Source organism: Klebsiella sp. Q11, assembly GCF_964241505.1.
Classification (GTDB): Bacteria; Pseudomonadota; Gammaproteobacteria; order Enterobacterales; family Enterobacteriaceae; genus Klebsiella; species Klebsiella michiganensis.
The window spans coordinates 342,631-366,748 of the sequence record NZ_CAXSXW010000006.1 but is presented as its reverse complement, the minus strand read 5'-3'; the positions used below and the strand labels follow the sequence as shown (position 1 = coordinate 366,748).

The 24,118-nt window shown below is 57.4% G+C and carries 25 protein-coding genes; 15 read left to right on the top strand and 10 right to left on the bottom strand.

What is annotated here, in order from left to right; genetic code table 11:
- Positions 1-6: 6 nt before the first annotated feature.
- The 5 genes from ACESQ2_RS12555 to otsA all read left to right on the top strand — a co-directional run bounded on the left by ACESQ2_RS12555 (position 7) and on the right by otsA (position 5,919).
- Positions 7-987: an arabinose ABC transporter substrate-binding protein gene (locus ACESQ2_RS12555; protein WP_014229864.1), complete on the top strand. Its 981-nt coding sequence runs from the start codon at positions 7-9 to the stop codon at positions 985-987.
- 61 nt (positions 988-1,048) lie between these two features.
- Positions 1,049-2,563: an L-arabinose ABC transporter ATP-binding protein AraG gene (gene araG, locus ACESQ2_RS12550; RefSeq protein ID WP_014229863.1), complete on the top strand. Its 1,515-nt coding sequence runs from the start codon at positions 1,049-1,051 to the stop codon at positions 2,561-2,563.
- Positions 2,564-2,577: 14 nt separating this feature from the next.
- Complete coding sequence (araH, locus tag ACESQ2_RS12545; protein ID WP_025106114.1) at positions 2,578-3,558, top strand: L-arabinose ABC transporter permease AraH; 981 nt, start codon at positions 2,578-2,580, stop codon at positions 3,556-3,558.
- A 158-nt stretch (positions 3,559-3,716) separates the two neighbouring features.
- The gene (gene otsB, locus ACESQ2_RS12540; RefSeq protein ID WP_014229862.1) at positions 3,717-4,520 is read left to right on the top strand and encodes a trehalose-phosphatase; all 804 of its coding nucleotides are present in this window, start codon (positions 3,717-3,719) and stop codon (positions 4,518-4,520) included.
- Complete coding sequence (gene otsA / locus ACESQ2_RS12535) at positions 4,495-5,919, top strand: alpha,alpha-trehalose-phosphate synthase (RefSeq protein ID WP_014229861.1); 1,425 nt, start codon at positions 4,495-4,497, stop codon at positions 5,917-5,919. Before otsB ends, otsA begins: the two co-directional genes overlap by 26 nt.
- Before the next feature lie 26 nt (positions 5,920-5,945).
- Here the strand turns inward: otsA and uspC are convergent, their stop codons facing one another.
- Together uspC and ACESQ2_RS12525 are read right to left on the bottom strand one after the other, a co-directional pair.
- Entirely contained in the window at positions 5,946-6,374 is a 429-nt protein-coding gene (uspC, locus tag ACESQ2_RS12530; protein WP_004852164.1) for a universal stress protein UspC, read from the bottom strand.
- A gap of 129 nt (positions 6,375-6,503) precedes the next feature.
- Complete coding sequence (locus ACESQ2_RS12525; RefSeq protein ID WP_157835615.1) at positions 6,504-6,662, bottom strand: hypothetical protein; 159 nt, start codon at positions 6,660-6,662, stop codon at positions 6,504-6,506.
- Positions 6,663-6,738: 76 nt separating this feature from the next.
- On the opposite strand from ACESQ2_RS12525, the gene ACESQ2_RS12520 reads away from it, so the two are divergent.
- Positions 6,739-8,322: an MFS transporter gene (locus ACESQ2_RS12520; protein ID WP_009652039.1), complete on the top strand. Its 1,584-nt coding sequence runs from the start codon at positions 6,739-6,741 to the stop codon at positions 8,320-8,322.
- Positions 8,323-8,326: 4 nt separating this feature from the next.
- The gene (locus ACESQ2_RS12515; RefSeq protein ID WP_014229860.1) at positions 8,327-9,466 is read left to right on the top strand and encodes a glycoside hydrolase family 105 protein; all 1,140 of its coding nucleotides are present in this window, start codon (positions 8,327-8,329) and stop codon (positions 9,464-9,466) included.
- A 120-nt stretch (positions 9,467-9,586) separates the two neighbouring features.
- Here the strand turns inward: ACESQ2_RS12515 and argS are convergent, their stop codons facing one another.
- Complete coding sequence (gene argS / locus ACESQ2_RS12510) at positions 9,587-11,320, bottom strand: arginine--tRNA ligase (protein WP_025106115.1); 1,734 nt, start codon at positions 11,318-11,320, stop codon at positions 9,587-9,589.
- 229 nt (positions 11,321-11,549) lie between these two features.
- Between argS and ACESQ2_RS12505 the strand changes: the two genes are divergently transcribed.
- Both ACESQ2_RS12505 and cutC read left to right on the top strand, forming a co-directional pair.
- Positions 11,550-12,119: a VOC family protein gene (locus ACESQ2_RS12505; protein WP_014838837.1), complete on the top strand. Its 570-nt coding sequence runs from the start codon at positions 11,550-11,552 to the stop codon at positions 12,117-12,119.
- A 76-nt stretch (positions 12,120-12,195) separates the two neighbouring features.
- On the top strand, positions 12,196-12,939 hold the full coding sequence (cutC, locus tag ACESQ2_RS12500) for a copper homeostasis protein CutC (RefSeq protein ID WP_373170576.1): 744 nt from the start codon (positions 12,196-12,198) through the stop codon (positions 12,937-12,939).
- 223 nt (positions 12,940-13,162) lie between these two features.
- Here cutC and cmoB read toward each other — a convergent pair whose 3' ends face one another.
- From cmoB to ACESQ2_RS12475, 5 genes are read right to left on the bottom strand one after another with little or no spacing between them, the layout of a single operon-like run.
- Positions 13,163-14,185 carry a tRNA 5-methoxyuridine(34)/uridine 5-oxyacetic acid(34) synthase CmoB gene (gene cmoB, locus ACESQ2_RS12495; RefSeq protein ID WP_004852151.1) on the bottom strand — a complete coding sequence of 341 codons (1,023 nt, stop codon included), beginning with the start codon at positions 14,183-14,185 and terminating at the stop codon, positions 13,163-13,165.
- Positions 14,182-14,925 carry a carboxy-S-adenosyl-L-methionine synthase CmoA gene (gene cmoA, locus ACESQ2_RS12490; protein WP_009652021.1) on the bottom strand — a complete coding sequence of 248 codons (744 nt, stop codon included), beginning with the start codon at positions 14,923-14,925 and terminating at the stop codon, positions 14,182-14,184. Before cmoA ends, cmoB begins: the two co-directional genes overlap by 4 nt.
- A gap of 39 nt (positions 14,926-14,964) precedes the next feature.
- Complete coding sequence (locus ACESQ2_RS12485; protein ID WP_004122068.1) at positions 14,965-15,360, bottom strand: MAPEG family protein; 396 nt, start codon at positions 15,358-15,360, stop codon at positions 14,965-14,967.
- Positions 15,361-15,413: 53 nt separating this feature from the next.
- A complete protein-coding gene (locus ACESQ2_RS12480; RefSeq protein WP_014229856.1) occupies positions 15,414-16,232 on the bottom strand; it encodes a DUF72 domain-containing protein in 819 nt (272 codons plus the stop codon).
- A complete protein-coding gene (locus tag ACESQ2_RS12475; protein ID WP_009652068.1) occupies positions 16,229-16,795 on the bottom strand; it encodes a hydrolase in 567 nt (188 codons plus the stop codon). Before ACESQ2_RS12475 ends, ACESQ2_RS12480 begins: the two co-directional genes overlap by 4 nt.
- A gap of 268 nt (positions 16,796-17,063) precedes the next feature.
- On the opposite strand from ACESQ2_RS12475, the gene aspS reads away from it, so the two are divergent.
- The 6 genes from aspS to ruvB all read left to right on the top strand — a co-directional run bounded on the left by aspS (position 17,064) and on the right by ruvB (position 22,338).
- Positions 17,064-18,851 carry an aspartate--tRNA ligase gene (aspS, locus tag ACESQ2_RS12470; RefSeq protein ID WP_004852140.1) on the top strand — a complete coding sequence of 596 codons (1,788 nt, stop codon included), beginning with the start codon at positions 17,064-17,066 and terminating at the stop codon, positions 18,849-18,851.
- 1 nt (position 18,852) lies between these two features.
- Complete coding sequence (gene nudB, locus ACESQ2_RS12465) at positions 18,853-19,296, top strand: dihydroneopterin triphosphate diphosphatase (RefSeq protein ID WP_004852138.1); 444 nt, start codon at positions 18,853-18,855, stop codon at positions 19,294-19,296.
- A gap of 30 nt (positions 19,297-19,326) precedes the next feature.
- Positions 19,327-20,067 (top strand): YebC/PmpR family DNA-binding transcriptional regulator, encoded by a 741-nt coding sequence (locus ACESQ2_RS12460; protein WP_004122063.1) that lies wholly within the window; start codon positions 19,327-19,329, stop codon positions 20,065-20,067.
- A 37-nt stretch (positions 20,068-20,104) separates the two neighbouring features.
- Positions 20,105-20,626, top strand: a complete 522-nt coding sequence (gene ruvC, locus ACESQ2_RS12455) for a crossover junction endodeoxyribonuclease RuvC (RefSeq protein ID WP_014229855.1) — start codon at positions 20,105-20,107, stop codon at positions 20,624-20,626.
- An 81-nt stretch (positions 20,627-20,707) separates the two neighbouring features.
- The gene (gene ruvA / locus ACESQ2_RS12450) at positions 20,708-21,319 is read left to right on the top strand and encodes a Holliday junction branch migration protein RuvA (RefSeq protein ID WP_004103390.1); all 612 of its coding nucleotides are present in this window, start codon (positions 20,708-20,710) and stop codon (positions 21,317-21,319) included.
- An 8-nt stretch (positions 21,320-21,327) separates the two neighbouring features.
- Positions 21,328-22,338, top strand: a complete 1,011-nt coding sequence (gene ruvB, locus ACESQ2_RS12445; protein WP_004852130.1) for a Holliday junction branch migration DNA helicase RuvB — start codon at positions 21,328-21,330, stop codon at positions 22,336-22,338.
- Positions 22,339-22,546: 208 nt separating this feature from the next.
- On the opposite strand, the gene znuB is transcribed toward ruvB, so the two are convergent.
- Positions 22,547-23,332, bottom strand: coding sequence for a zinc ABC transporter permease subunit ZnuB (gene znuB, locus ACESQ2_RS12440; protein WP_014229854.1), 786 nt, complete (start codon positions 23,330-23,332; stop codon positions 22,547-22,549).
- Positions 23,332-24,084, bottom strand: coding sequence for a zinc ABC transporter ATP-binding protein ZnuC (gene znuC, locus ACESQ2_RS12435; protein ID WP_014229853.1), 753 nt, complete (start codon positions 24,082-24,084; stop codon positions 23,332-23,334). Before znuC ends, znuB begins: the two co-directional genes overlap by 1 nt.
- Positions 24,085-24,118 lie beyond the last annotated feature (34 nt).

Below are 24,118 nucleotides of genomic sequence, written 5' to 3'. Positions count from 1 at the left end.
TTTACCATGCACAAATTTACTAAAGCGCTGGCGGCAATCGGTCTTGCCGCGGTTATGTCACAATCAGCTATGGCTGAGACGCTTAAGCTGGGTTTTCTGGTGAAACAGCCTGAAGAGCCATGGTTTCAAACCGAGTGGAAATTTGCCGATAAGGCCGGTAAAGATTTAGGTTTCGATGTTATTAAAATTGCTGTGCCCGACGGCGAGAAAACCCTGAACGCGATAGATAGCCTGGCGGCCAGCGGAGCCAAAGGCTTCGTCATTTGCACCCCGGATCCGAAGCTCGGGGCGGCCATTGTCGCCAAAGCGCGCGGCTATGATATGAAAGTGATTACCGTTGATGACCAGTTCGTCAACGCCAAAGGCAAACCGATGGACAGCGTACCGCTGGTGATGATGGCGGCCAGCGAAATCGGCGCGCGCCAGGGGCAGGAGCTCTATAAAGAGATGCAGAAACGCGGTTGGGACGTGAAGGATACCGCGGTTATGGCCATTACTTCCGACGAGCTGGATACCGCCCGCCGCCGCACTACCGGCTCAATGGACGCTCTGAAAGCCGCCGGTTTCCCGGAGCAACAAATCTATCGCGTGCCAACCAAATCTAACGACATCCCCGGCGCGTTTGACGCCGGTAACTCCATGCTGGTTCAACATCCTGATGTTAAGCACTGGCTGATCGTCGGCATGAACGACAACACCGTGCTGGGCGGCGTGCGCGCCACCGAAGGCCAGGGCTTTAAAGCGCCCGACGTTATCGGGATCGGTATCAACGGCGTCGATGCGGTGAACGAACTTTCTAAAGCGCAGGCCACCGGTTTCTATGGCTCTTTGCTGCCAAGCCCGGATATTCACGGCTATAAAACCAGCGAAATGCTTTACAACTGGGTGACAAAAGACGTTGAACCGCCGAAATTCACCGCGGTAACCGACGTGGTGCTGATTACCCGCGACAACTTTAAAGAAGAGCTGGCGAAAAAAGGGCTGTAAGGCCAGTTGACCGGGCCTCTTGCCTTGCGCGAGAGGCTCTGTACAGAAAAGCGGAGTCGTTATGCAACAGTCTACCCCTTATCTCTCATTCCACGGCATCACCATGACATTCCCGGGCGTTAAAGCGCTGTCCGATATTAGCTTTGGCTGCTATGCCGGACAGGTGCACGCCCTGATGGGAGAAAACGGCGCCGGGAAATCCACGCTGCTGAAAATTCTCAGCGGCAACTACATACCGACCGCCGGCAGCCTGCAAATCCGCGGCCAGCAGATGACGTTTACCCACACCACCGAGGCGCTGAACGCCGGGGTGGCCATTATCTATCAGGAGCTGCATCTGATCCCGGAAATGACCGTGGCGGAAAATATCTACCTCGGGCAGCTGCCGCATAAAGGCGGGATTGTGAACCGGTCGCTGCTGAATTATGAAGCCGGCCTGCAGCTGAAGCATCTGGGGCTGGATATCGATCCGGAAACGCCGCTCAAGTATCTCTCTATCGGCCAGTGGCAGATGGTGGAGATCGCCAAGGCGCTGGCGCGTAACGCAAAAATTATCGCCTTTGATGAGCCGACCAGCTCCCTGTCTGCGCGGGAAATCGAAAACCTGTTTCGGGTTATCCGCGAGCTGCGCCAGGAAGGACGAGTCATTATTTATGTTTCCCACCGCATGGAAGAGATCTTCGCGTTAAGCGACGCGATTACGGTGTTCAAAGATGGTCGCTACGTGCGCACCTTCGACAATATGCAAGAGGTTAACCACGACGCGCTGGTACAGGCGATGGTGGGGCGCGAGCTGGGCGATATCTACGGCTGGCAGCCGCGTGAATATGGCAAAGAGCGTTTGCGGCTTGAACAGGTGAAGGCGCCAGGCGTGCGGCAGCCCGTCAGCCTTTCGGTGCGCAGCGGAGAAATCGTCGGCCTGTTTGGGCTGGTTGGCGCCGGGCGCAGCGAGCTCATGAAAGGCTTATTCGGCGGCAGCAGAATAACCGGCGGCCAGGTTTATATCGACGGGGAGGCCATTGATATTCGCAAGCCGGCTCAGGCGATTCAGGCCGGGATGATGCTCTGCCCGGAAGACCGCAAAGCGGAGGGGATTATTCCGGTCCACTCGGTGCGCGACAACATCAATATCAGCGCTCGCCGCAAGCATATTCTCGCCGGCTGCGTTATCAACAACGCCTGGGAAGCGCAGAACGCCGACCAGCATATCAAATCGCTGAATATCAAAACGCCCGGCGCCGAGCAGCTGATTATGAACCTCTCCGGCGGCAATCAGCAGAAGGCGATCCTCGGCCGCTGGCTGTCGGAAGAGATGAAAGTCATCCTGCTTGACGAGCCAACGCGCGGTATTGACGTGGGCGCTAAACATGAAATCTACAACGTTATCTACGCATTAGCGGCATCGGGCGTCGCGGTGGTGTTTGCCTCCAGCGATTTACCGGAAGTTCTCGGCGTCGCCGATCGCATTGTTGTGATGCGCGAGGGTGAGATCGCCGGAGAGCTGCTGCATGAACATGCGAATGAACAGCAGGCATTGAGCCTTGCCATGCCAAAAGTGAGCCAGGCGGTCGCCTGAGTAAGGAGTCTATGATGTCATCAGTTACCACTTCAGGTACTACCCGGTCGGCTTTTAGCTTCTCCCGCATTTGGGATCAGTTCGGCATGCTGGTTGTTTTCGCGGTGCTGTTTATTGGCTGCGTGATTTTTGTGCCTAATTTTGCCTCGTTTATTAATATGAAAGGCCTGGGGCTGGCTATTTCTATGTCCGGAATGGTGGCCTGCGGAATGCTGTTTTGCCTGGCATCGGGGGATTTCGATCTGTCGGTCGCCTCGGTTATCGCCTGTGCCGGTGTGACCACGGCGGTGGTGATTAACCTGACGGAGAGCATGTGGGTGGGGATCGGCGCCGGTCTGCTGCTCGGCGCGCTGAGCGGCCTGGTCAATGGTTTTGTGATTGCCCGCCTGAAGATTAACGCCCTGATCACCACCCTGGCCACCATGCAGATCGTCCGCGGTCTGGCCTATATCATCTCTGACGGTAAAGCGGTTGGGATTGAAGACGAGCGTTTCTTTACCCTCGGCTACGCCAACTGGTTTGGCCTGCCAGCGCCTATCTGGCTGACCGTTGCCTGCCTGATTGTCTTCGGCCTGTTGTTGAATAAAACCACCTTTGGCCGCAATACCCTGGCGATTGGCGGTAACGAAGAAGCGGCGCGTCTGGCGGGCGTGCCGGTAGTGCGGACCAAGATCATCATTTTCGTCCTTTCCGGCCTGGTTTCCGCGGCGGCAGGCATTATCCTGGCTTCACGAATGACCAGCGGACAGCCGATGACCTCAATTGGCTATGAGCTGATTGTCATCTCGGCCTGCGTGCTGGGGGGCGTATCGCTGAAAGGCGGGATCGGTAAGATCTCCTACGTGGTGGCCGGGATCCTGATCCTGGGAACGGTAGAGAATGCGATGAACCTGCTCAATATCTCGCCATTCTCGCAGTATGTCGTACGCGGCGTGATTTTACTGGCGGCGGTGATCTTCGACCGCTACAAACAGAAAGCGAAACGAGCCGTTTGATTCGTCCAACTTTTCAGTTTAATCCTAATCCGTTGCCAGCGCTCGTTGCGCTGGCAATGACTATCAAAAATGGCGAGGCTGGTCACACTGTCTATACTTACATGGCTACAATTATTTAACACCCAGCATGTTGCTGGCCATGATAAGGAGGAAACAGGGTGGCTGACCAGATTTATGTACCGCCTGCGTTAACCGGAAACTGCGCTTTTTTCTTTGACCTCGACGGTACCCTTGCCGGTATCAAACCCCATCCCGATCAGGTGGTCATTCCTGCCGATGTTTTGCAGTCGCTGCGCCAGCTCGTGCAGCAGCACAACGGCGCGGTGGCATTGATTTCAGGGCGCTCAATGGTTGAGCTGGATGAGCTTACCCGTCCTTACCGGCTGCCGCTTGCCGGTGTCCACGGGGCTGAACGCCGTGATATCAATGGTAAAACGCATATTGTCTCTTTACCGGATTCTCTCCAGAAGGCGCTCTCTGCGGAACTGACCGCGGCGCTGGATGACTTGCCGGGATGCGAACTGGAAAGTAAGGGGATGGCCTTTGCTCTGCACTACCGACAGGCGCCGGAGCATCAGCACGCGGTGCTGGCGCTGGCGCAGGCCGTCGTGCAGCGCCATCCCATTCTGGCGTTACAGCCGGGTAAGTGCGTGGTGGAGATCAAACCGCGCGGAGTGAATAAAGGTGAAGCGATAGCCGCTTTTATGCAGGAAGCTCCATTCAGCGGGCGCAGGCCGGTGTTTGTCGGTGATGACTTAACCGATGAAGCGGGTTTTAGCGTCGTCAATCAACTGAGTGGCGTATCGGTCAAAGTGGGCGGCGGTGAGACCCAGGCGCACTGGCGCCTGCCGGATGTCGCCGCTGTTCATCTTTGGATTAGTAACATCGCGAATCATGGGCAACAACCAGATGCGCTAACCGACAGGAGAGATGGCTATGAGTCGCTTAGTCGTAGTATCTAATCGTATTGCCCCGCCGGATGACAAAAAGGCCAGCGCCGGTGGCCTTGCCGTGGGGATTATGGGGGCATTAAAAGCAGCCGGAGGACTGTGGTTCGGCTGGAGTGGGGAAATCGGTGACGACCAGCAGCCGTTAAAAAAAGTGAAGCAGGGGAATATCACCTGGGCTTCCTTTAACCTTAGCGAGCAGGATCACGACGAATATTACAACCGCTTTTCCAATGCCGTTTTATGGCCCGCCTTCCACTATCGTCTCGATCTGGTCGATTTTCAGCGTGAAGCCTGGGAAGGCTATCAGCGCGTCAACGCAACGCTGGCGGATAAACTGCTGCCGCTGATCGAACCTGACGATATCGTCTGGATCCACGATTACCACCTGCTGCCGCTGGCCAGCGAACTGCGCCAGCGCGGGGTCAATAATCGCATCGGCTTCTTTTTACATATTCCGTTCCCGACGCCGGAAGTCTTTAACGCGCTCCCGCCGCACGCGGAGCTGCTTGAACAGCTGTGCGATTACGATTTACTGGGTTTCCAGACCGAGAGCGATCGCCTGGCGTTTCTCGATTGCGTATCGATGCAGACTCGCCTGACGACGCGCGACGGCAAAAAGCATGTGGCCTGGGGGAAACCTTTCCACACCGAAGTCTATCCGATCGGTATCGATCCGGAAGAGATTGCGCGGAGCGCAAAAGGGCCGCTGCCGCCGAAGCTGGCGCAGCTGAAGAGCGAACTGAAAAGCGTGCAGAATATCTTTTCCGTTGAGCGGCTGGACTATTCCAAGGGGCTGCCGGAGCGTTTTCTGGCCTACGAGGCGCTGCTGGAGAACTATCCGCAGCATCACGGCAAGATTCGCTATACCCAGATCGCGCCGACATCGCGCGGCGATGTTCAGGCCTACCAGGATATTCGTCATCAGCTTGAAACCGCGGCCGGCCGCATTAATGGCCGATATGGCCAGCTGGGCTGGACGCCGCTTTATTACCTGAACCAGCACTTTGAACGCAAGCTGCTGATGAAAATCTTCCGCTACTCGGACGTCGGTCTGGTTACGCCGCTGCGCGATGGGATGAATCTGGTGGCGAAAGAGTATGTGGCCGCGCAGGACCCGCAAAATCCGGGCGTGCTGGTGCTGTCGCAGTTTGCCGGCGCGGCGAACGAGCTGCCGACGGCCTTAATCGTCAATCCTTACGATCGCGACGAGGTCGCGGCTGCGCTGGACCAGGCGTTAACCATGCCGCTGGCCGAGCGTATTGCCCGCCATTCGGCCATGCTGGCGGTGATTAAAGATAACGATATTCATCGCTGGCAGGAGCGGTTTATTGCCGATCTAAAGGAGATTGAGCCAGGAAGTGAGGAGAGCCACTTAGCGCGCAAGGTCGCGACCTTCCCCAAGCTCGCCTGAGACGATCGCGGTTAGCGCTTTCGGCGCTAACCTTTTTCCAGACACACCAGCAGCACGTCAACGCCGCTGCTGCCCACGATATCTTTCGCCGAACAGGTGGCGCGAGAGAACAGGCTCTGGTTGTGGTTGCCGCAAATCACCAGGTCAACGCGATGCCGCTGGCAAAAATCCTTCACATGGTGGGCAATCCCGCCGCTGGCGATAGTCATTTTCTCTATCGGGTAGTCGGCGTGGCGGGCGAGCTCGGCCAGAAAGCCGCGCGTCTCCTCCTGCATCACTTCGCGTAAATTTTCCATCATTGGCGCCGCAAACTGGTTATACAGCTCCGGGTCCGTTGCCAGGGTAATCAGGCTGACCTTCGCATTGACCGGACGGGCGATGGAGACGGCTTTCTGAATGAGAACCCGGCTTTCCGGGGTTGGCGCCACGGCGACCAGCAGATGTGAGTAGGGCATCAAGCCTCCTTGAGATACGCGAAACAACCCTTTTCTATTGTCTTTACTCCCATTCCTTAGCTTTCGCAAGGTTTATCCGCAGCGAAATAACGCGCCCAGATTTCACTCCGCCGTGCGCCATTTTGGTGGTCACTTCGCAACTTTTGGTCCGATCTTTTGTATTAAAAGAAACGCTGTTTTATAAATCAGTGAGGCGCGTTCATCGACTCTTTGTGTTTTTGCCATTGAACGCTTTTGGCTGGCAAAAATGAAAAGGTAACGCCGTTCCCATGTTCTTAATGTAGCCATGTATCAACCCCCTTTTGGCTGAATGGGCCAAAACGCGGTTCGGAGTTCTCTAAAAAAAGACACAGGATTTACGGCGATGAAAACACGTAAAATCGGTTTGGTTAACTACCTTGCCTATGGATCGGGCGATTTCCTTGGTGCGGGAACGACCGCACTCACAGCAGCATGGCTGCTCTACTTCTACACCACCTTTTGCGGCCTTTCCCCTATCGAGGCGACGCTTATTTTTGCCACCGCCAGGGTTCTGGATGCGGTAATCAGTCCGCTGATGGGCTTTCTGACGGATAACTTTGGCTCAACCTGGCTGGGGAAACGTTTTGGCAGGCGTAAGTTCTTCATCCTGCTCGGCATCCCCTGCGTGTTTAGCTACTCCATCATGTGGGTAGGGGATATGGGGTTCTGGTACTACCTGCTGACCTATCTTCTTTTTGATATTGTCTACACCATGATTCTGGTGCCGTATGAAACGCTGGTACCGGAAATGACCGATGATTTTAAACAGAAAACCAAATTCTCCGGCGCGCGTATTTCTATGGCGCAGATGTCGGCGATTCTGGCTTCCTTCCTGCCGGGCGTTCTGCTGACTATCTTTGGTAAGGACAACGCCGTTTCTTTCTTCTATGCCAGCCTGGTGTTCTCGGTGCTGTGCGCCATGATGCTGACCTTCGTCTGGTTCTTTACCTGGGAACGCCCGCGTGAAGAGTGGACGGAGGCCGCGCTGCGCGCCGAAGAGGAGAAACAGAACCTGAGCCTGTCGCAGAGTCTTAACCGCCTGTTCATTGAGTTAAGTTCGACCCTGCGCATTAAAATTTTCCGTCAGCATCTGGGTATGTATCTGGGGGGCTATATCGCCCAGGACGTCTTCAATGCGGTCTTTACCTACTATGTGGTGTTTGTCCTGATGCAGGAAGCCTCAATGGCTTCTAACCTGCTCGGAACCATGGCGATCTTCCAGTTTATTGCGGTTATCGCCATGATCCCGCTGTGTATTCGCTTCGGGCCGGCGCCATCGTATCGCATGGTGGTGGTGCTGTTCGGCCTGAGTTCGCTCTCTTACGCGGTGCTGTACTACGCTGGCCTCAGCGATGTCTATTCGCTGCTGCTGCTGATATCCGCGGTGGCGGGCCTGGGCCGCGGCGGCATCAACTACGTTCCGTGGAACACCTACACCTATATTGCCGACGTGGACGAAGTGATCACCGGCCAGCGCCGCGAAGGCATCTTTGCCGGGATCATGACTCTGACGCGTAAAGCTTCCCAGGCCGGAGCGGTGATGCTGGTGGGGATCATCATGCAGATGTCGGGCTTTGTCTCCGGACAGAAAACGCAGCCCTATGAAGTGAGCCATACCATTCTGCTGATCCTCAGCGTGGGCACCTTACTGGTGCTGGCCTGCGGTTTCCTCGTTTCCCTGCGCTTTAAGCTCAATCTGCAAACCCACAGCGTCCTGCGCGCGGAAACGCTGAAAATGCGTGAATCCGGCCGCGCTCAGCCAGAACTGGCCAGCGCCGGGGATCGTGAGGTGGTGGAGATGCTGGCCGGGATGCCGTACGACGCCCTGTGGGGAAACAACAATATTGGTTATCTGAATCGGAATAAACCCGCCGCGCCAGCGCTGAAGCCGCGTTCAGCCATGAATTCGACATATAACAGAGGTTAAGGATATGAAAGTTTGGCCTGTCAAACATAGCCCACTACTGCGCCAGCCGGAGCGTTTTATCGCCCGCAATGAACTGCAGGCGCTGATTCAGAAGGTGACGCACAATCTGGTCAACATTAAGGACGAAAGCGGGCAATTTTTACTGCGGCTGGACGACGGACGCGTTATCGACACCAAAGGGTGGAACGGCTGGGAGTGGACTCACGGCGTCGGCCTGTACGGTATTTATCAGTATTACCAGCAGACCGGCGATACGGCGATGCGCGACATTATTGATGGCTGGTTTGCCGACCGCTTTGCCGAAGGCGCGACCACCAAAAACGTCAACACCATGGCGCCGTTTCTCACCCTGGCTTACCGCTACGAAGAGACGGGCAACCCCGCGTATCTGCCCTGGCTCGATAGCTGGGCGGAGTGGGCGATGAACGAAATGCCGCGCACTGAGTCTGGCGGCATGCAGCACATCACCCTGGCGGAAGAGAATCATCAGCAGATGTGGGACGACACGCTGATGATGACGGTTCTGCCGCTGGCGAAAATCGGCAAGTTGCTTAATCGTCCGCAATACGTAGAGGAGGCGGTATATCAGTTTCTGCTGCACGTGCAGAATCTGATGGACCGTGAGACCGGCCTGTGGTTTCACGGCTGGAGCTACGAGGGGCGGCATAATTTCGCCCACGCTCGCTGGGCCCGCGGCAATAGCTGGCTGACTATCGTTATTCCGGATTTCCTGGAGCTGGTGGATTTACCCGAGAACAGCGCGGTACGGCGTTATCTGGTGCAGGTGCTGAATGCGCAGATTGCGGCGCTGGCCCGCTGTCAGGACGATAGCGGCCTGTGGCATACGCTGCTTGACGATCCTGACTCCTATCTGGAAGCGTCGGCGACCGCCGGTTTTGCTTATGGGATCCTCAAAGCGGTGCGCAAGCGCTACGTGAGCCAGGCGTATGCGGAGGTTGCGGAAAAAGCGATTCGCGGCATCGTGCAGAATATCTCAGCGCAAGGGGAGCTGCTGCAAACGTCGTTCGGTACCGGCATGGGTTCGAATCTGGATTTTTATCGCGACATTCCGCTGACGTCGATGCCGTATGGCCAGGCGATGGCGATCCTGTGCCTGACGGAGTATCTGCGGAAGTATTTCTGAGAAGGGCGGAATTTCCCCGGTGGCGCTTACGCTTACCGGGGCTACAATGATGCTGCAGGTCTGATGAGCGTGGCGCCATCAGGCGTTATAAACCAAACCCGGCTTTCGCCGGGTTTGGTTTTACATCCGTTCTACGGTTTCGATACCCAGGGTATCCAGACCCAGCTTCAGCGTTTTCGCCGTCAGCAGCGCCAGCTTCAGGCGGCTGTTGCGCGTCTCTTCGCTTTCGGCGCTCAGGATCGGGCAGTGCTCGTAGAAGCCGGAGAACAGACCCGCCAGATCGTACAGGTAAGAACACATCACGTGCGGCGTGCCTTCACGCGCGACGACCGTCAGGGTTTCTTCAAACTGCAGCAGACGGGCCGCCAGCTGGGCTTCGCGCTCTTCGGTGATGACCACCGGCGCCGCCGCCAGCGCGCTTTCATCGATATCCGCTTTGCGGAACACGGAGAGCACGCGGGTATAGGCATACTGCATATAAGGCGCGGTATTGCCCTCAAAGGCCAGCATGTTGTCCCAGTCAAAGATGTAGTCGGTGGTGCGGTTTTTAGACAAGTCGGCATATTTCACCGCGCCGATCCCGACCGCGTTCGCCAGTTTTTCCAGCTCATCGGCGGGCATCTCCGGGTTTTTCTCCGCCACCAGACGGCGTGCGCGCTCCAGCGCTTCGTCCAGCAGGTCGGCGAGCTTCACGGTACCGCCGGCGCGGGTTTTAAACGGTTTGCCATCTTTGCCGAGCATCATGCCGAACATGTGGTGCTCCAGCGGGACGGAATCCGGCACGTAGCCGGCTTTACGCACGATGGTCCACGCCTGCATCAGGTGCTGGTGCTGGCGAGAGTCGATGTAGTAAAGCACGCGGTCAGCATGCAAATTTTCGTAGCGGTATTTTGCGCAGGCGATATCGGTGGTGGTGTAGAGATAGCCGCCATCCTTCTTCTGGATGATAACGCCCATCGGTTCGCCTTCCTTGTTTTTGTACTCATCAAGGAACACTACGGTCGCGCCTTCGCTTTCTACCGCCAGACCTTTGGCTTTCAGATCGGCAACGATACCCGGCAGCATCGGGTTATAGAGGCTTTCACCCATCACGTCGTCGCGGGTCAGGGTAACGTTGAGGCGGTTATAGGTTAACTGGTTTTGCGACATGGTGATGTCGACCAGCTTGCGCCACATTTCGCGGAAGTACTCGTCGCCGCCCTGCAGCTTAACGACATAGCTGCGCGCGCGCTCGGCGAAGGCTTCGTCTTCATCGTAGTGTTTTTTCGCTTCGCGATAGAAACCTTCGAGGTCGGCCAGCGCCATTTCACCGGCGTTTTCCTGCTGCTGTTTTTCCAGGTACGCGATGAGCATGCCGAACTGGGTGCCCCAGTCGCCAACGTGGTTAGCGCGGATCACTTTATGGCCGAGAAACTCCAGCGTACGCACCGCGGCGTCGCCAATAATGGTGGAGCGCAGATGGCCTACGTGCATCTCTTTCGCCACGTTCGGCGCGGAGTAATCGACGACCACCGTCTGCGCCTGCGGCTGAGCCACGCCCAGACGTTCCGATTTCAGCGCGCTGCTGACGTTTTCCGCGAGGAAGGCCGGATCGAGGAAAATATTAATAAAGCCAGGGCCGGCGATCTCTACCTTATTGGCAATCCCGCTCAGATCGAGATGAGACAGTACCTGCTCTGCAAGTTGTCGCGGCGCCATGCCCAGTTTTTTGGCAACGGCCATCACGCCGTTGGCCTGATAGTCGCCGAACTGGACTTTTGCTGACTGGCGGACCTGAGGTTCGCAATCGGCAGACGCGCCTGCCGCGATCAGGGCCTGACTGACTTTTTCTGAGAGAAGAGCCTGAATATTCACCGAAACACCTTACGTTAACACGCCGTCACCCTGATGGGGCGGCGCGGGAATGTGGACAAATTAGGGCAGGAGTATACTGCATTTGCACCCACGCGTCAGCACCGCGCGGAGGTTGCTGAGCCTCGCGCTCAACGAATAACCGTTCGCGGGACGCTGCCGGCGATTGCCGGTTGGTCGGTCGCGGAAAACGCGATAGATTAGCGCTTTTTAGCGAGTACCGAGGCTTACGATGGCGAACTGGCAGCAGATAGATGAACTGAACGATATTTCCGCGGACCTGCCGCGCTTTACCGAGGCGCTGAACGCGCTTGCTCACCGGCTCGGTCTCGATATTACGCCCCATGACGCCGACCATATTTCCCTGCGCTGTCACCAGAACGCTACGGCGGAGCGCTGGCGTCGCGGCTTTGAACAATGCGCTACTCTGCTGTCGGAAAATGTCATTAACGGTCGACCCATCTGCCTGTTCAGGCTGGATGAGCCGGTGGTCGTGGCGCACTGGCGTTTTAGCATCGTTGAACTGCCGTGGCCGGGCGAAAAGCGCTATCCGCATGAAGGCTGGGAGCATATTGAAATCGTTCTGCCGGGCGATCCTGAAACGCTCAATACCCGCGCGCTGGCGCTGCTTTCCGATGAAGGGCTGGGCCAGCCGGGCATTTTTGTGAAGACCAGCGCGCCGAAAGGAGAGCGTGAGCGTTTACCGAATCCGACCCTGGCGGTAACGGATGGCAAAGTGACGATCAAATTTCACCCGTGGTCGATTGAGCAAATTGTCGCCAGCGAACACGCTGAACGATAACAGTGTGAAGCGACGCGGCGTCTGCCGGAAGAAATCGTGACATTCTGTAGTGCCTGCCCTATCGACGGAGAGAAGAATGACCTTACTGGAAGTCTGTTGTTACAGCATGGAGTGCGCGCTGGAGGCCCAGCGCCGGGGCGCCGATCGCATCGAGCTATGCGCCGCGCCGCAGGAGGGAGGGCTGACGCCTTCGCTGGGGGTACTGAAATCGGTGCGTGAAGCGGTGACCATTCCCGTTCATCCAATTATTCGCCCGCGCGGCGGTGATTTTTGCTATACCGCCGGCGAATTTGCCGCGATGCTTGATGATGTGGCCGCGGTGAAGGATCTCGGTTTTCCCGGCATGGTGATCGGCGTTCTGGACGCCGACGGTCGGGTGGATAGGGCGCGAATGAAAAAAATAATGGCGGCGGTGGGAACCCAGGCCGTCACCTTTCATCGGGCCTTTGATATGTGCGCCGACCCGCGCCAGGCCAGCGCTGAGCTGGCTGAACTCGGCGTTCAGCGTATCCTGACTTCGGGCCAGCAGTCTTCAGCCGAAAAAGGAATTTCATTAATCAGGGAACTTATTTCCCAAAGCGATACTCCTATTATTATGGCCGGTGCAGGCGTCCGCGCCGCCAACCTGCCGCTATTTTTGCAGGCAGGGGTAAAAGAGGTGCATACCTCGGCAGGCCAGTGGTTACCGTCCCCGATGCGCTTTCGCAATCCAGGACTGTCGATGTCTACGGATGCCGAAGCAGATGAATACTTACGCTACGCCGTCAATGGCGAAGCGGTAGCGGAAATGAAGAAGATTATTTCCGCACAGAGAGATTAAAACCCTAAATAATTCGAGTTGCGAGAAGGCGGCGACGCAGGGGATCCACAGGAACTTACTCAAGTAAGTGACTGGGGTGAGCGAGGAAAGCCAACGCACATGCAACTTGAAGTATGACGGGGATAAACCGTTTTTTGCTGCACATCATGTCGCCCAATATGATGATTGCCCGTACCAGGCCCCTGCCCATTAAACAGGGGCCTTTTTTTATCCTGAAAACGCGTTAACCAGGCTGCTTGTCGGCCCGCTTTTTCGCCGCCAGGGACTGTTCTGTTTCCGGTTTGGTGGCAATAAGCACCGCGCGCAGCGGGGCAGGGTAGCCTTCGCGGGTTTTGCTGCTGTCCTGCGGATCGAGGAAGTCGGCCAGCGACTCGGTGGTCATCCACTCGGTGCGGCGCTGCTCTTCGGTGGACGTCACGCAGGCGTCGACGATGCGTACATCGATAAACCCGCATTTCTCCAGCCACTGCTTTAGCGCGGCGGCAGAAGGGATAAAGTAGACGTTGCGCATCTGCGCATAGCGATCGCCCGGCACCAGCACGGTATTTTCATCGCCCTCGACGACCAGCGTCTCCAGCACCAGTTCGCCGCCGGGAACCAGCTGATCTTTGAGCTGCCACAGGTGATCGAGCGGGGAGCGGCGGTGGTACAGCACGCCCATCGAAAAGACGGTATCAAAGGCGTTCAGCGCCGGAAGCTGCTCAATGCCCAGCGGCAGCAGATGCGCGCGCTGATCGTTGCCCAACAGTTTTCGCACCGCTTCAAACTGGCAAAGGAACAGCTGGGTGGGATCGATGCCTACCGCCAGACGAGCCCCGGCGCCAATCATCCGCCACATGTGGTATCCGCTGCCGCAGCCGACATCAAGGATGGTACGTCCGGTGAGGTCGGAAAGGTGCGGCAGTACGCGTTCCCACTTCCAGTCGGAACGCCATTCGGTGTCGATATTCACGCCGTAAAGCGACCAGGGCCCTTTACGCCACGGCATCAGATTCTTCAGCAGGTTTTCAATCCGCAGACGCTGACCGTCGCCCAGCGGCGTTTCGCTCTCCGCGGTGACGCTGTGCAGCAGATCCAGTCGGTAGGGCGAAAACTCGGGCAGAAACTCGACGGCCCGCTCCCATTCCCGGTATTTCCCGTGCAGCGCGTCACGCTGCCAGGCCGCCACCTGGGCGGGCAGCGTCTCCAGCCAGTGCGACAGCGGGCTTTTGGCAATCAACTGATAAAAGTTGCTGAAATCAATCATGCCTGGTCCCCGGATTTTACGGCGATTAACGATCCGAAGTTAAAGCACTGGAACCACAGTTCGGCATGTTCGAAACCGGCCTTGCGCAGGCGCGCTTTGTGGGTTTCCACGGAATCGGTGAGCATCACGTTTTCCAGCATGCTGCGCTTTTGGCTGATTTCCAGCTCGCTATAGCCGTTGGCGCGTTTGAAATCATGATGCATGTTGAACAGCAGTTCGCCGACGTTGTCATCTTCGAAGCTGAATTTTTCCGACAGCACCAGCGCGCCGCCCGGATTGAGCCCCTGATAGACCTTATCAAGAATGGCCTGGCGTTCGCCCGGTTCGAGAAACTGGATGGTGAAGTTCAGCACCACCATCGATGCGTTTTCTATCGTGACGTGGCGAATATCGCCTTCAATCACTTCGACCGGCGTCGGCGCCTTATAGGCGTCAATATGTCGACGGCAGCGTTCGACCATGGCCGGCGAATTATCAACGGCGATGATTTTGCAGCCGGCATGCGCAATATTGCGGCGCACGGACAGCGTGGCTGCGCCAAGCGAGCAGCCGAGATCGTAAACCTGGGTATCCGGCTGAACGAAACGTTCCGCCAGCATGCCGATCATGGAAATGATATTGGAATAGCCGGGAACAGAGCGCTGGATCATATCCGGGAAGACTTCAGCAACCCGTTCATCAAAGGTCCAGTCGCCGAGGCTGGCAATCGGCGCGGAAAAAAGCGTATCGCGGTGAGACATAACGTTAAACCCGAAAAATCGAAAACGGCGTATTGTGCGCTAACGGACGGAGAAAACCAACTCCCAGGGCATATACCAGAAGTTCGCCAGCACCATCAGCAACAACGAACACCACGTCGCGCTCATGCCGGAACGACGCCAGCGGTAGAGACGATGATGAAAGCCATAGGAGTGCATCAGGCGCCCGGCGATCAGTAAAATACCGCAGACGTGGACCATCCAGGTCTGCGCGCCGTTCATTTCCATAAACAGCAGCAGAATCAGGCCAATGGGAACATATTCCACCGCGTTCCCGTGTACGCGTATAGCAACCTGCAGTTCGCTAAAACCGCCGTCGCCGTAGCCAACGCGATATTGCGTCCTCAGTCGTACAACGTCCCAGGAAAACTTAATAAGCAATAACGCACCTAAAACCGCATACAGCGCGCTGACCATACTCAAAACTCCCTTTCATCGCTTCCGGTGGCTCAATTGAGGATAGCAGGATATCAGAAAAGAGAGGTTTGCTGCGGAATTGAAGGTGCCGCCCCTATTTCCGGTAGGGCGGCGCGCAGATCGCTCCACAGGGTGTCGACCAGTTCCGGCGCCTGGGCGATATCCGGGGTATGGAGGAACAGGTACGGCGTGGTTGTCTGCGCCCATTTTGGCAGCGTGCGTAACCACACGCTAAACAGTTCACGATTTTGCGCCATGTCATCGCTGCCGATAAAACGCACCATCGGATGGTGGGCCGTCACCAGCGCATGGACGGGGACTTTTGGCTTCTTTCTTTGCGCGTCGAGCATCGCCGGGCTGCGGGCGACGGCGCTATGAACCGGACGGCTATCCAGGATGACGCGGTTGACGTTTCGCTGATGCAGCCCGCGATTGAGCTGCTGTTCCGCTTCCTCTTTGGCGAAAAACTCCGGATGCCTTACCTCAACGCCGTAGCTGAATTCGCGCGGCAGGCTGTCGAGGAACTGCCAGAGCGCGGGAAGATCCCGAGGGCCGAACGTGGCCGGCAGCTGCAGCCAGTATTGACCAATGCGCGATGACAGCGGCGCCAGGCGGGTGAAAAACTCGTGGCTTAAGTCGTCGCAGTTGCGCAGCGATGCCTGGTGCGAAATGGTGGCCGGAAACTTGAAGCAGAAGCGAAAATCATCGTGGGTTTGTTCATACCAGCGGCTGACAATCTCAGCTTTTGGTAAAGCGTACAGGGTCGTGTTGCCCTCCACGCAGTTAAAATGGCGGGCATACTCTTCAAGGCTGGTGATACCCAGGCGCACCCACTTCGGGTGCGCCCATTGGGGAAGCCCAATATAGATCATAACGCGGCAAGTACCTCCTCGGTACTGCGCACGCGGGCAATACGCGGGAAGATGTGCGTCATGCTGCCCTGATGCTGTTCAGCCGTTGCTGCGCTGCAGGCGTCTTCAACGAGAATCAGATTGAAGCCCAGCTCCCAGGCGTTGCGCGCCGTCGATTCGACGCCAATATTGGTTGAGATACCGCACAGGATAATCGTATCGATACCGCGACGGCGAAGCTGCAGCTCCAGGTCGGTGCCGTAAAAGGCTCCCCACTGGCGTTTGGTGACTTCGATGTCGCTCTCCTGTTTTTCCAGCGCCAGGGGATAGGTCCACCAGTTTTCCGGTAGCGTATGGGCTCCTGCCTGGGCATCGACAGGCTGCTTCAGCGCTTCGGCGAAATCCGCCGACCAGCCAACGCGAACCATGACCACCGGGGAACCCTGCTGGCGGCACTTTTTGGCCAGACTCGCGGCGCGCTCAACCACGTCGTCAGCCCGATGCGGGCCGCCGGCAAACGGTAAAATGCCTTCCTGCAGGTCTATAACCACCAGCGCGGTTTTTTTTGCATTGAGTTCTAACATGATATCCCCGTATCTTCTTCTGTTGTCAGGTCGCTACAATACCGTTGCCGATCTCGCCCGAGGGTAACAAATTTTGTTAATTTTTGTGAGTACAAGCAATAAGCGCGCAGCAAAGCAACGCTGCGCGCTGCGCCGGGCTTATCGTGCGCCATAATTTCCAGTATAATAGCCGCCTTTTTTCATTCAGTTGTGACATCAGCTAAAGCTGCGACCTCGTCGCCTGCAAGACAGGCAACAATCCGCCTGCGGCTAAGTTAAGGGATATCTCATGCGTACAGAATATTGCGGGCAGCTTCGTCTGTCCCACGTAGGGCAGCAAGTGACTCTGTGTGGTTGGGTCAACCGTCGTCGTGATCTCGGTAGCCTTATCTTTATCGATATGCGTGACCGCGAAGGCATCGTACAGGTGTTTTTCGATCCGGATCGTGCCGACGCATTAAAGCTGGCCTCTGAACTGCGTAATGAGTTCTGCATCCAGGTCACCGGTACCGTGCGCGCGCGTGACGAAAAAAACATCAATAGCGATATGGCCACCGGCGCCATCGAAGTGCTGGCATCGGATCTGACGATTATCAACCGCGCTGAAGCGCTGCCGCTGGACTCCAACCACGTCAATACCGAAGAAGCGCGTCTGAAATATCGCTACCTGGATCTGCGTCGTCCGGAAATGGCGCAGCGCCTGAAGACCCGTGCGAAAATCACCAGCCTGGTGCGCCGCTTTATGGATGACCACGGTTTCCTCGACATCGAAACGCCGATGCTGACCAAAGCCACGCCGGAAGGCGCGCGCGACTACCTGGTCCCATCCCGCGTGCATAAAGGGAAATTCTACGCGCTGCCGCAGTCTCCACAGCTGTTCAAGCAGCTGCTGATGATGTCCGGTTTTGACCGCTACTATCAGATCGTTAAATGCTTCCGCGACGAAGACCTGCGTGCCGACCGTCAGCCGGAATTTACCCAGATCGATGTGGAAACCTCCTTCATGACCGCCGGGCAGGTGCGCGAAGTCATGGAAGCGCTGGTGCGTAACCTGTGGCAGGAAGTGAAGGGCGTGGATCTGGGCGATTTCCCGATCATGACCTTCGCCGAAGCCGAGCGCCGCTACGGTTCTGACAAACCAGACCTGCGTAACCCGATGGAGCTGGTGGACGTCGCCGATCTGGTGAAAGCGGTGGAATTCGCCGTCTTCGCCGGCCCGGCTAACGACGCCAAAGGGCGCGTTGCCGCGCTGCGCGTACCGGGCGGCGCTGCGCTGACCCGTAAGCAAATCGACGAATACGGTAAGTTTGTCCAGATCTACGGCGCGAAAGGGCTGGCCTATATTAAAGTAACCGAGCGGGCGAAAGGCCTTGAAGGCATCAACAGCCCGGTGGCTAAATTCCTCAACGCCGACATCGTTGAAGCGATCCTTGAGCGCACCGGCGCGCAGGATGGCGATATGATCTTCTTCGGCGCGGATAACAAAAAAGTGGTCGCCGACGCGCTGGGTGCACTGCGTCTGAAGCTGGGCAAAGACCTGAACCTGACCGACGAAGACAAATGGGCGCCGCTGTGGGTTATCGACTTCCCGATGTTTGAAGACGACGGCGAAGGCGGCCTGACCGCGATGCACCATCCGTTCACCTCGCCGAAAGACATGTCCGCCGCCGAGCTGAAAGCCGCGCCGGAAGACGCGGTGGCCAACGCCTACGATATGGTCATCAACGGCTATGAAGTGGGCGGCGGTTCCGTGCGTATTCACAGCGGTGAGATGCAGCAGACCGTGTTCGGCATCCTGGGCATTAACGAGCAGGAGCAGCGCGAGAAGTTTGGCTTCCTGCTGGACGCGCTGAAATACGGTACCCCGCCGCACGCGGGCCTGGCTTTTGGCCTCGACCGTTTGACCATGCTGCTGACCGGTACCGATAATATCCGTGACGTTATCGCCTTCCCGAAAACGACCGCAGCCGCTTGCCTGATGACCGAAGCGCCAAGCTTCGCTAACCCGGCATCGCTGAGCGAACTCGGTATTCAGGTGGTGGCGAAAGAGGCAAAAGAGTCTCTGGAGAATAAGTAAGATGTCATTCAAGCTCCCCGTTTCCGTACTGGTGGTGATTTACGCCGAAGATACGAAGCGGGTGCTGATGTTGCAGCGGCGCGACGATCCCGCGTTCTGGCAGTCGGTTACCGGCAGCCTGGAAGAGGGAGAAACCGCGCCGCAGGCTGCCGCGCGTGAAGTTATGGAAGAGGTCGCCATCGATGTTGCCTGCGAGCAGCTGGCTTTGGTTGATTGTCAGCGTACGGTAGAATTCGAGATATTTTCTCATTTACGTCATCGCTATGCGCCGGGCGTTGAGCGCAATACGGAGTTTTGGTTCCGTCTTGCGCTCCCCCATGAACGCCAGATTGTCTTTACAGAACATCTGGACTATCGCTGGGTTGACGCGGCGGAAGCCGCTACGTTGACCAAGTCCTGGAGCAACCGGCAGGCGATTGAAGAATTTGTAATTAACGCCGCCTGAAAGGGCGCGCTTTTTTTTGGAGAGTTTTTTATGGCAGGTCATAGTAAATGGGCCAACACCAAGCACCGCAAAGCGGCACAGGATGCCAAGCGCGGTAAGATCTTTACGAAAATTATTCGCGAGCTGGTCACCGCCGCGCGTCTGGGCGGCGGCGATGCGGGCTCTAACCCGCGTCTGCGCGCGGCAATCGACAAAGCGCTGAGCAACAACATGACCCGCGACACCCTGAACCGCGCTATCGCGCGCGGCGTCGGCGGCGATGATGATGCGAACATGGAAACCATCATCTATGAAGGTTACGGTCCTGGCGGCACGGCGGTAATGGTTGAATGTCTGTCCGACAACCGCAACCGTACCGTGGCGGAAGTACGTCATGCCTTCACCAAAACCGGCGGTAACCTGGGGACCGACGGTTCCGTTTCCTACCTGTTCAGCAAAAAAGGCGTTATCTCCTTCGAGAAAGGCGACGAAGATGCGATCATGGAAGCGGCGCTGGAAGCGGGCGCGGAAGACGTTGTGACCTATGACGATGGCGCGATTGACGTTTATACCGCCTGGGAAGAGATGGGCGCGGTACGCGATGCGCTGGAAGCCGCCGGCCTGAAAGCGGACGCCGCTGAAGTCTCGATGATCCCGTCAACCAAAGCGGATATGGACGCGGAAACTGCGCCGAAACTGCTGCGTCTGATCGATATGCTGGAAGATTGCGACGACGTGCAGGAAGTTTATCACAACGGCGAGATCTCTGATGAGGTCGCCGCAACGCTCTAATGTTGCCGACCGTTAAACCACTAACCGGAGGCGCGTGATGGCCATTATTCTCGGCATTGACCCGGGGTCGCGCGTCACTGGTTATGGCGTCATCCGCCAGGTTGGACGCCAGCTGAGCTACCTGGGCAGCGGCTGTATTCGCACGAAAGTGGATGATTTACCGTCTCGCCTGAAGCTTATCTATGCGGGCGTGACGGAAATTATCACCCAGTTCCAGCCGGACTATTTCGCCATCGAACAAGTGTTTATGGCAAAGAACGCCGACTCGGCGCTGAAGCTCGGCCAGGCGCGCGGCGTGGCGATTGTCGCGGCGACGAATCAGGACCTGCCGGTCTTTGAGTACGCCGCCAGGCAGGTAAAGCAGACCGTTGTCGGCATCGGCAGCGCGGAAAAGAGCCAGGTGCAGCACATGGTGCGCACGTTGCTTAAGCTGCCGGCTAACCCGCAGGCGGATGCGGCGGATGCTTTAGCCATCGCCATCACCCATTGCCACGTCAGCCAGAACGCGGCTCAGATCGGCGAAAGCCGCCTGAACCTGGCGCGCGGACGCTTACGATAACCTGAAATCAGGCTGGATATCTATCCAGCCTTTTTTTATGATACCGCATTAGACTTTCGGCCCTTAATCCAGGAGCTCCATGTGATAGGCAGACTCAGAGGCATCATTCTCGAAAAACAACCCCCGCTGGTTTTACTTGAAACGGGAGGCGTAGGCTATGAGGTTCATCTGCCGATGACCTGCTTCTATGAGCTGCCGGACGTGGGTAAAGAGGCGATCATTTTCACCCACTTTATCGTCCGTGAAGATGCACAGCTGCTGTATGGCTTTAACAACAAGCAGGAGCGCACGCTGTTTAAAGAGCTGATTAAAACCAACGGCGTCGGTCCGAAGCTGGCGCTGGCGATCCTTTCCGGCATGTCGGCGCAGCAGTTTGTCAATGCCGTTGAGCGCGAGGAGCTGGCGGCGCTGGTGAAGCTGCCGGGTATCGGCAAGAAAACCGCGGAACGTCTGATTGTCGAGATGAAAGACCGCTTTAAAGGACTGCACGGCGATCTGTTTACGCCGGCAGCGGATCTGGTCCTGACGTCGCCGGCCGGCCCGTCTGACGATGACGCTGAACAGGAAGCGGTTGCCGCGCTGGTGGCGCTGGGCTATAAACCTCAGGAGGCCAGCCGGATGGTCAGCAAAATCGTACGCCCGGATGCCAACAGTGAAACGCTAATTCGCGAAGCGCTCCGCGCCGCGTTGTGAGGTAAGGGATGATTGAAGCAGACAGGCTGGTATCGGCGGACAGCAGCGGTTTTGAAGAGGCGGCCGATCGCGCAATTCGTCCTAAATTGCTGCAAGAGTACGTGGGCCAGCCGCACGTCCGTTCGCAAATGGAGATCTTTATCCAGGCGGCGAAGCTGCGCGGCGACGCGCTCGATCACCTGCTGATTTTTGGCCCGCCGGGGCTGGGGAAAACCACCCTGGCAAACATCGTCGCCAACGAGATGGGCGTTAACCTGCGCACCACCTCCGGCCCGGTGCTGGAGAAGGCGGGCGATCTGGCGGCGATGCTGACCAATCTTGAGCCCCACGACGTTCTGTTTATCGACGAGATCCACCGCCTGTCGCCGGTGGTCGAAGAAGTCCTGTATCCGGCAATGGAAGATTATCAGCTGGATATCATGATTGGCGAAGGGCCCGCGGCGCGTTCGATAAAAATCGATCTGCCGCCGTTTACCCTGATTGGCGCGACGACTCGCGCCGGCTCGCTGACATCACCTCTACGCGACCGTTTTGGCATCGTTCAGCGCCTGGAGTTCTACCAGATCCCGGACCTGCAGCATATTGTCAGCCGCAGCGCCCGCTATATGGGACTGGAGATGAGCGAAGAGGGGGCTCTGGAGGTCGCGCGCCGCGCGCGCGGTACGCCGCGAATCGCCAACCGCCTGCTGCGCAGGGTGCGTGACTTTGCCGAGGTTCGCTACGACGGGCGTATCTCTGAGGAGATTGCCGCTCAGGCGCTGGATATGCTCAACGTGGATGCGGAAGGCTTTGATTATATGGACCGTAAGCTGCTGCTGGCGGTCATCGATAAATTCTTTGGCGGGCCGGTCGGCCTGGATAACCTGGCGGCGGCCATCGGTGAAGAGCGGGAAACCATTGAAGATGTGCTGGAGCCGTATCTGATCCAGCAGGGCTTTTTACAGCGTACGCCGCGCGGGCGAATGGCGACGGTACGGGCCTGGACCCACTTCGGTATTACGCCGCCGGAAATGCCGTAATCGTTGTCCGGCTATAAAACGGCAGACCTCAGGGGCCAGTAGCCCGGCTAAGCGGAGCGCAAGCCGGGGAAATAGCTGAAGCGGTATTGCGGTTTGATGTCCCGGCTTGCGGCGTGAAGGCCTTAGCCGGGCTACAACGTCCGCAGACGGCCGTGAGCCCATAGCCGTCAGCCGAGTTTTGATGGCGGCTGACGCGGGCGCATAAGCGTCAGGCGGCCGGTTTCTTGCTCATGCTGAAAATAAACAGCAGCGCGGCGCACAGCACCACGGAAGGCCCCGCCGGCGTGTCGTAGAACGCCGAGAAGGTCAATCCTCCGGTCACCGCAATCATTCCCACGCCAACCGCCACTCCCGCCATTTGCTCCGGCGTACGGGCAAAGCGGCGGGCCGTGGCGGCGGGAATAATCAGCAGCGACGTGATAATCAGCGCCCCGACGAACTTCATCGCCACGCCGATGGTCAGCGCGGTCACCAGCATCAATAGCAGCTTGACCCGCTGAAGCTTAACGCCATCAACAAACGCCAGATCCGGGCTAATAGTCATCGACAGCAGGTTGCGCCATTGCCAGAGCAGGATCGCCAGCACGATAACCACGCCAATCGCAATGGAGATCAAATCTTCCGGCGTCACCGCCAGCAGATCGCCGAACAGATAGGCCATCAGATCGACGCGCACGTTTGACATCAGGCTGACCACCACCAGGCCCAGCGACAGCGCGCTGTGCGCCATGATGCCGAGTAGCGTGTCTACCGCCAGGTGGGGGCGTTTCTCCAGCCACACCAGGCCGCCCGCCAGCAGCAGCGTCACCGCGATGACCGCATAGAACGGATTGACGTTGAGCAGTAAACCAAAAGCCACGCCGAGCAGAGAGGCGTGGGCCAGGGTATCACCGAAGTAGGACATCCGGCGCCAGACGACGAACGATCCCAGCGGACCCGCCGCACAGGCGAGCATCATTCCGGCCAGCCAGCCGGGGAGCAGTAGTTCAATCATTAACGGTCATTTCCCCGACGTAGTACAATCCGCCCCTGCAGGTCGTGGCGGTGGTTATGATGATGGCGATAGATCCCTAGCTGTTCCGCGCCGCGCTGGCCGAACATCGAGATAAATTCCGGGTGCATAGAGACCACTTCCGGCGCGCCGGAGCAGCAAATATGCTGATTCAGGCACAGCACTTCGTCGGTTTTGGCCATCACCAGATGCAGGTCATGAGAAACCATCAGTACGGCGCAATCAAGCTCCTGGCGCAGCTGGTTAATCAGATCGTAAAGCGCCACCTGACCGTTGACGTCAACGCCCTGCGTCGGCTCGTCGAGCACCAGCAGCTGCGGCTGATTGAGCAGCGCCCGTGCCAGCAGTACCCGCTGGGTCTCTCCGCCGGAAAGCTTCTGCATAGGGGCGTCGATCAGATGCCCGGCCTGCACGCGCTTAAGCGCTGGCAGAATGTCGCGTTTGTGCGTTCCCGGACGTAAAAGCATAAAGCGGCTGACGGTCAGCGGCAGGGTAGCATCAAGGTGCAGCTTTTGCGGCACATAGCCGATCCGCAGATGCCCGTCGCGTTTGATAATCCCTTCCGAGGGTGCTACCAGCCCCAGAACCACTCTCACGAGGGTCGATTTACCGGCGCCGTTCGGCCCCAGTAAGGTTAAAATTTTGCCCGGCTTTAGCGTTAGCGAAATGTCAGACAGCACGCGCCTTTGGCCATAAACGACCGCGACGTTTTCCAGAGTTACAAGATTTGTCATATCAAATTAGAGGTTGCACAAGCCAGTGAATGTT

What these genes read in the sequence shown, in the direction of transcription:
- ACESQ2_RS12555 (WP_014229864.1), top strand. Translation starts at nt 7, where the DNA reads ATGCACAAATTTACTAAAGCGCTGGCGGCAATCGGTCTTGCCGCGGTT.
- araG (WP_014229863.1), top strand. Translation starts at nt 1,049, where the DNA reads ATGCAACAGTCTACCCCTTATCTCTCATTCCACGGCATCACCATGACA.
- araH (WP_025106114.1), top strand. Translation starts at nt 2,578, where the DNA reads ATGTCATCAGTTACCACTTCAGGTACTACCCGGTCGGCTTTTAGCTTC.
- otsA (WP_014229861.1), top strand. Translation starts at nt 4,495, where the DNA reads ATGAGTCGCTTAGTCGTAGTATCTAATCGTATTGCCCCGCCGGATGAC.
- uspC (WP_004852164.1), bottom strand. Translation starts at nt 6,374, where the DNA reads ATGCCCTACTCACATCTGCTGGTCGCCGTGGCGCCAACCCCGGAAAGC.
- ACESQ2_RS12525 (WP_157835615.1), bottom strand. Translation starts at nt 6,662, where the DNA reads ATGGCTACATTAAGAACATGGGAACGGCGTTACCTTTTCATTTTTGCC.
- ACESQ2_RS12520 (WP_009652039.1), top strand. Translation starts at nt 6,739, where the DNA reads ATGAAAACACGTAAAATCGGTTTGGTTAACTACCTTGCCTATGGATCG.
- ACESQ2_RS12515 (WP_014229860.1), top strand. Translation starts at nt 8,327, where the DNA reads ATGAAAGTTTGGCCTGTCAAACATAGCCCACTACTGCGCCAGCCGGAG.
- ACESQ2_RS12505 (WP_014838837.1), top strand. Translation starts at nt 11,550, where the DNA reads ATGGCGAACTGGCAGCAGATAGATGAACTGAACGATATTTCCGCGGAC.
- cutC (WP_373170576.1), top strand. Translation starts at nt 12,196, where the DNA reads ATGACCTTACTGGAAGTCTGTTGTTACAGCATGGAGTGCGCGCTGGAG.
- cmoB (WP_004852151.1), bottom strand. Translation starts at nt 14,185, where the DNA reads ATGATTGATTTCAGCAACTTTTATCAGTTGATTGCCAAAAGCCCGCTG.
- cmoA (WP_009652021.1), bottom strand. Translation starts at nt 14,925, where the DNA reads ATGTCTCACCGCGATACGCTTTTTTCCGCGCCGATTGCCAGCCTCGGC.
- ACESQ2_RS12485 (WP_004122068.1), bottom strand. Translation starts at nt 15,360, where the DNA reads ATGGTCAGCGCGCTGTATGCGGTTTTAGGTGCGTTATTGCTTATTAAG.
- ACESQ2_RS12480 (WP_014229856.1), bottom strand. Translation starts at nt 16,232, where the DNA reads ATGATCTATATTGGGCTTCCCCAATGGGCGCACCCGAAGTGGGTGCGC.
- ACESQ2_RS12475 (WP_009652068.1), bottom strand. Translation starts at nt 16,795, where the DNA reads ATGTTAGAACTCAATGCAAAAAAAACCGCGCTGGTGGTTATAGACCTG.
- aspS (WP_004852140.1), top strand. Translation starts at nt 17,064, where the DNA reads ATGCGTACAGAATATTGCGGGCAGCTTCGTCTGTCCCACGTAGGGCAG.
- nudB (WP_004852138.1), top strand. Translation starts at nt 18,853, where the DNA reads ATGTCATTCAAGCTCCCCGTTTCCGTACTGGTGGTGATTTACGCCGAA.
- ACESQ2_RS12460 (WP_004122063.1), top strand. Translation starts at nt 19,327, where the DNA reads ATGGCAGGTCATAGTAAATGGGCCAACACCAAGCACCGCAAAGCGGCA.
- ruvC (WP_014229855.1), top strand. Translation starts at nt 20,105, where the DNA reads ATGGCCATTATTCTCGGCATTGACCCGGGGTCGCGCGTCACTGGTTAT.
- ruvB (WP_004852130.1), top strand. Translation starts at nt 21,328, where the DNA reads ATGATTGAAGCAGACAGGCTGGTATCGGCGGACAGCAGCGGTTTTGAA.
- znuB (WP_014229854.1), bottom strand. Translation starts at nt 23,332, where the DNA reads ATGATTGAACTACTGCTCCCCGGCTGGCTGGCCGGAATGATGCTCGCC.
- znuC (WP_014229853.1), bottom strand. Translation starts at nt 24,084, where the DNA reads ATGACAAATCTTGTAACTCTGGAAAACGTCGCGGTCGTTTATGGCCAA.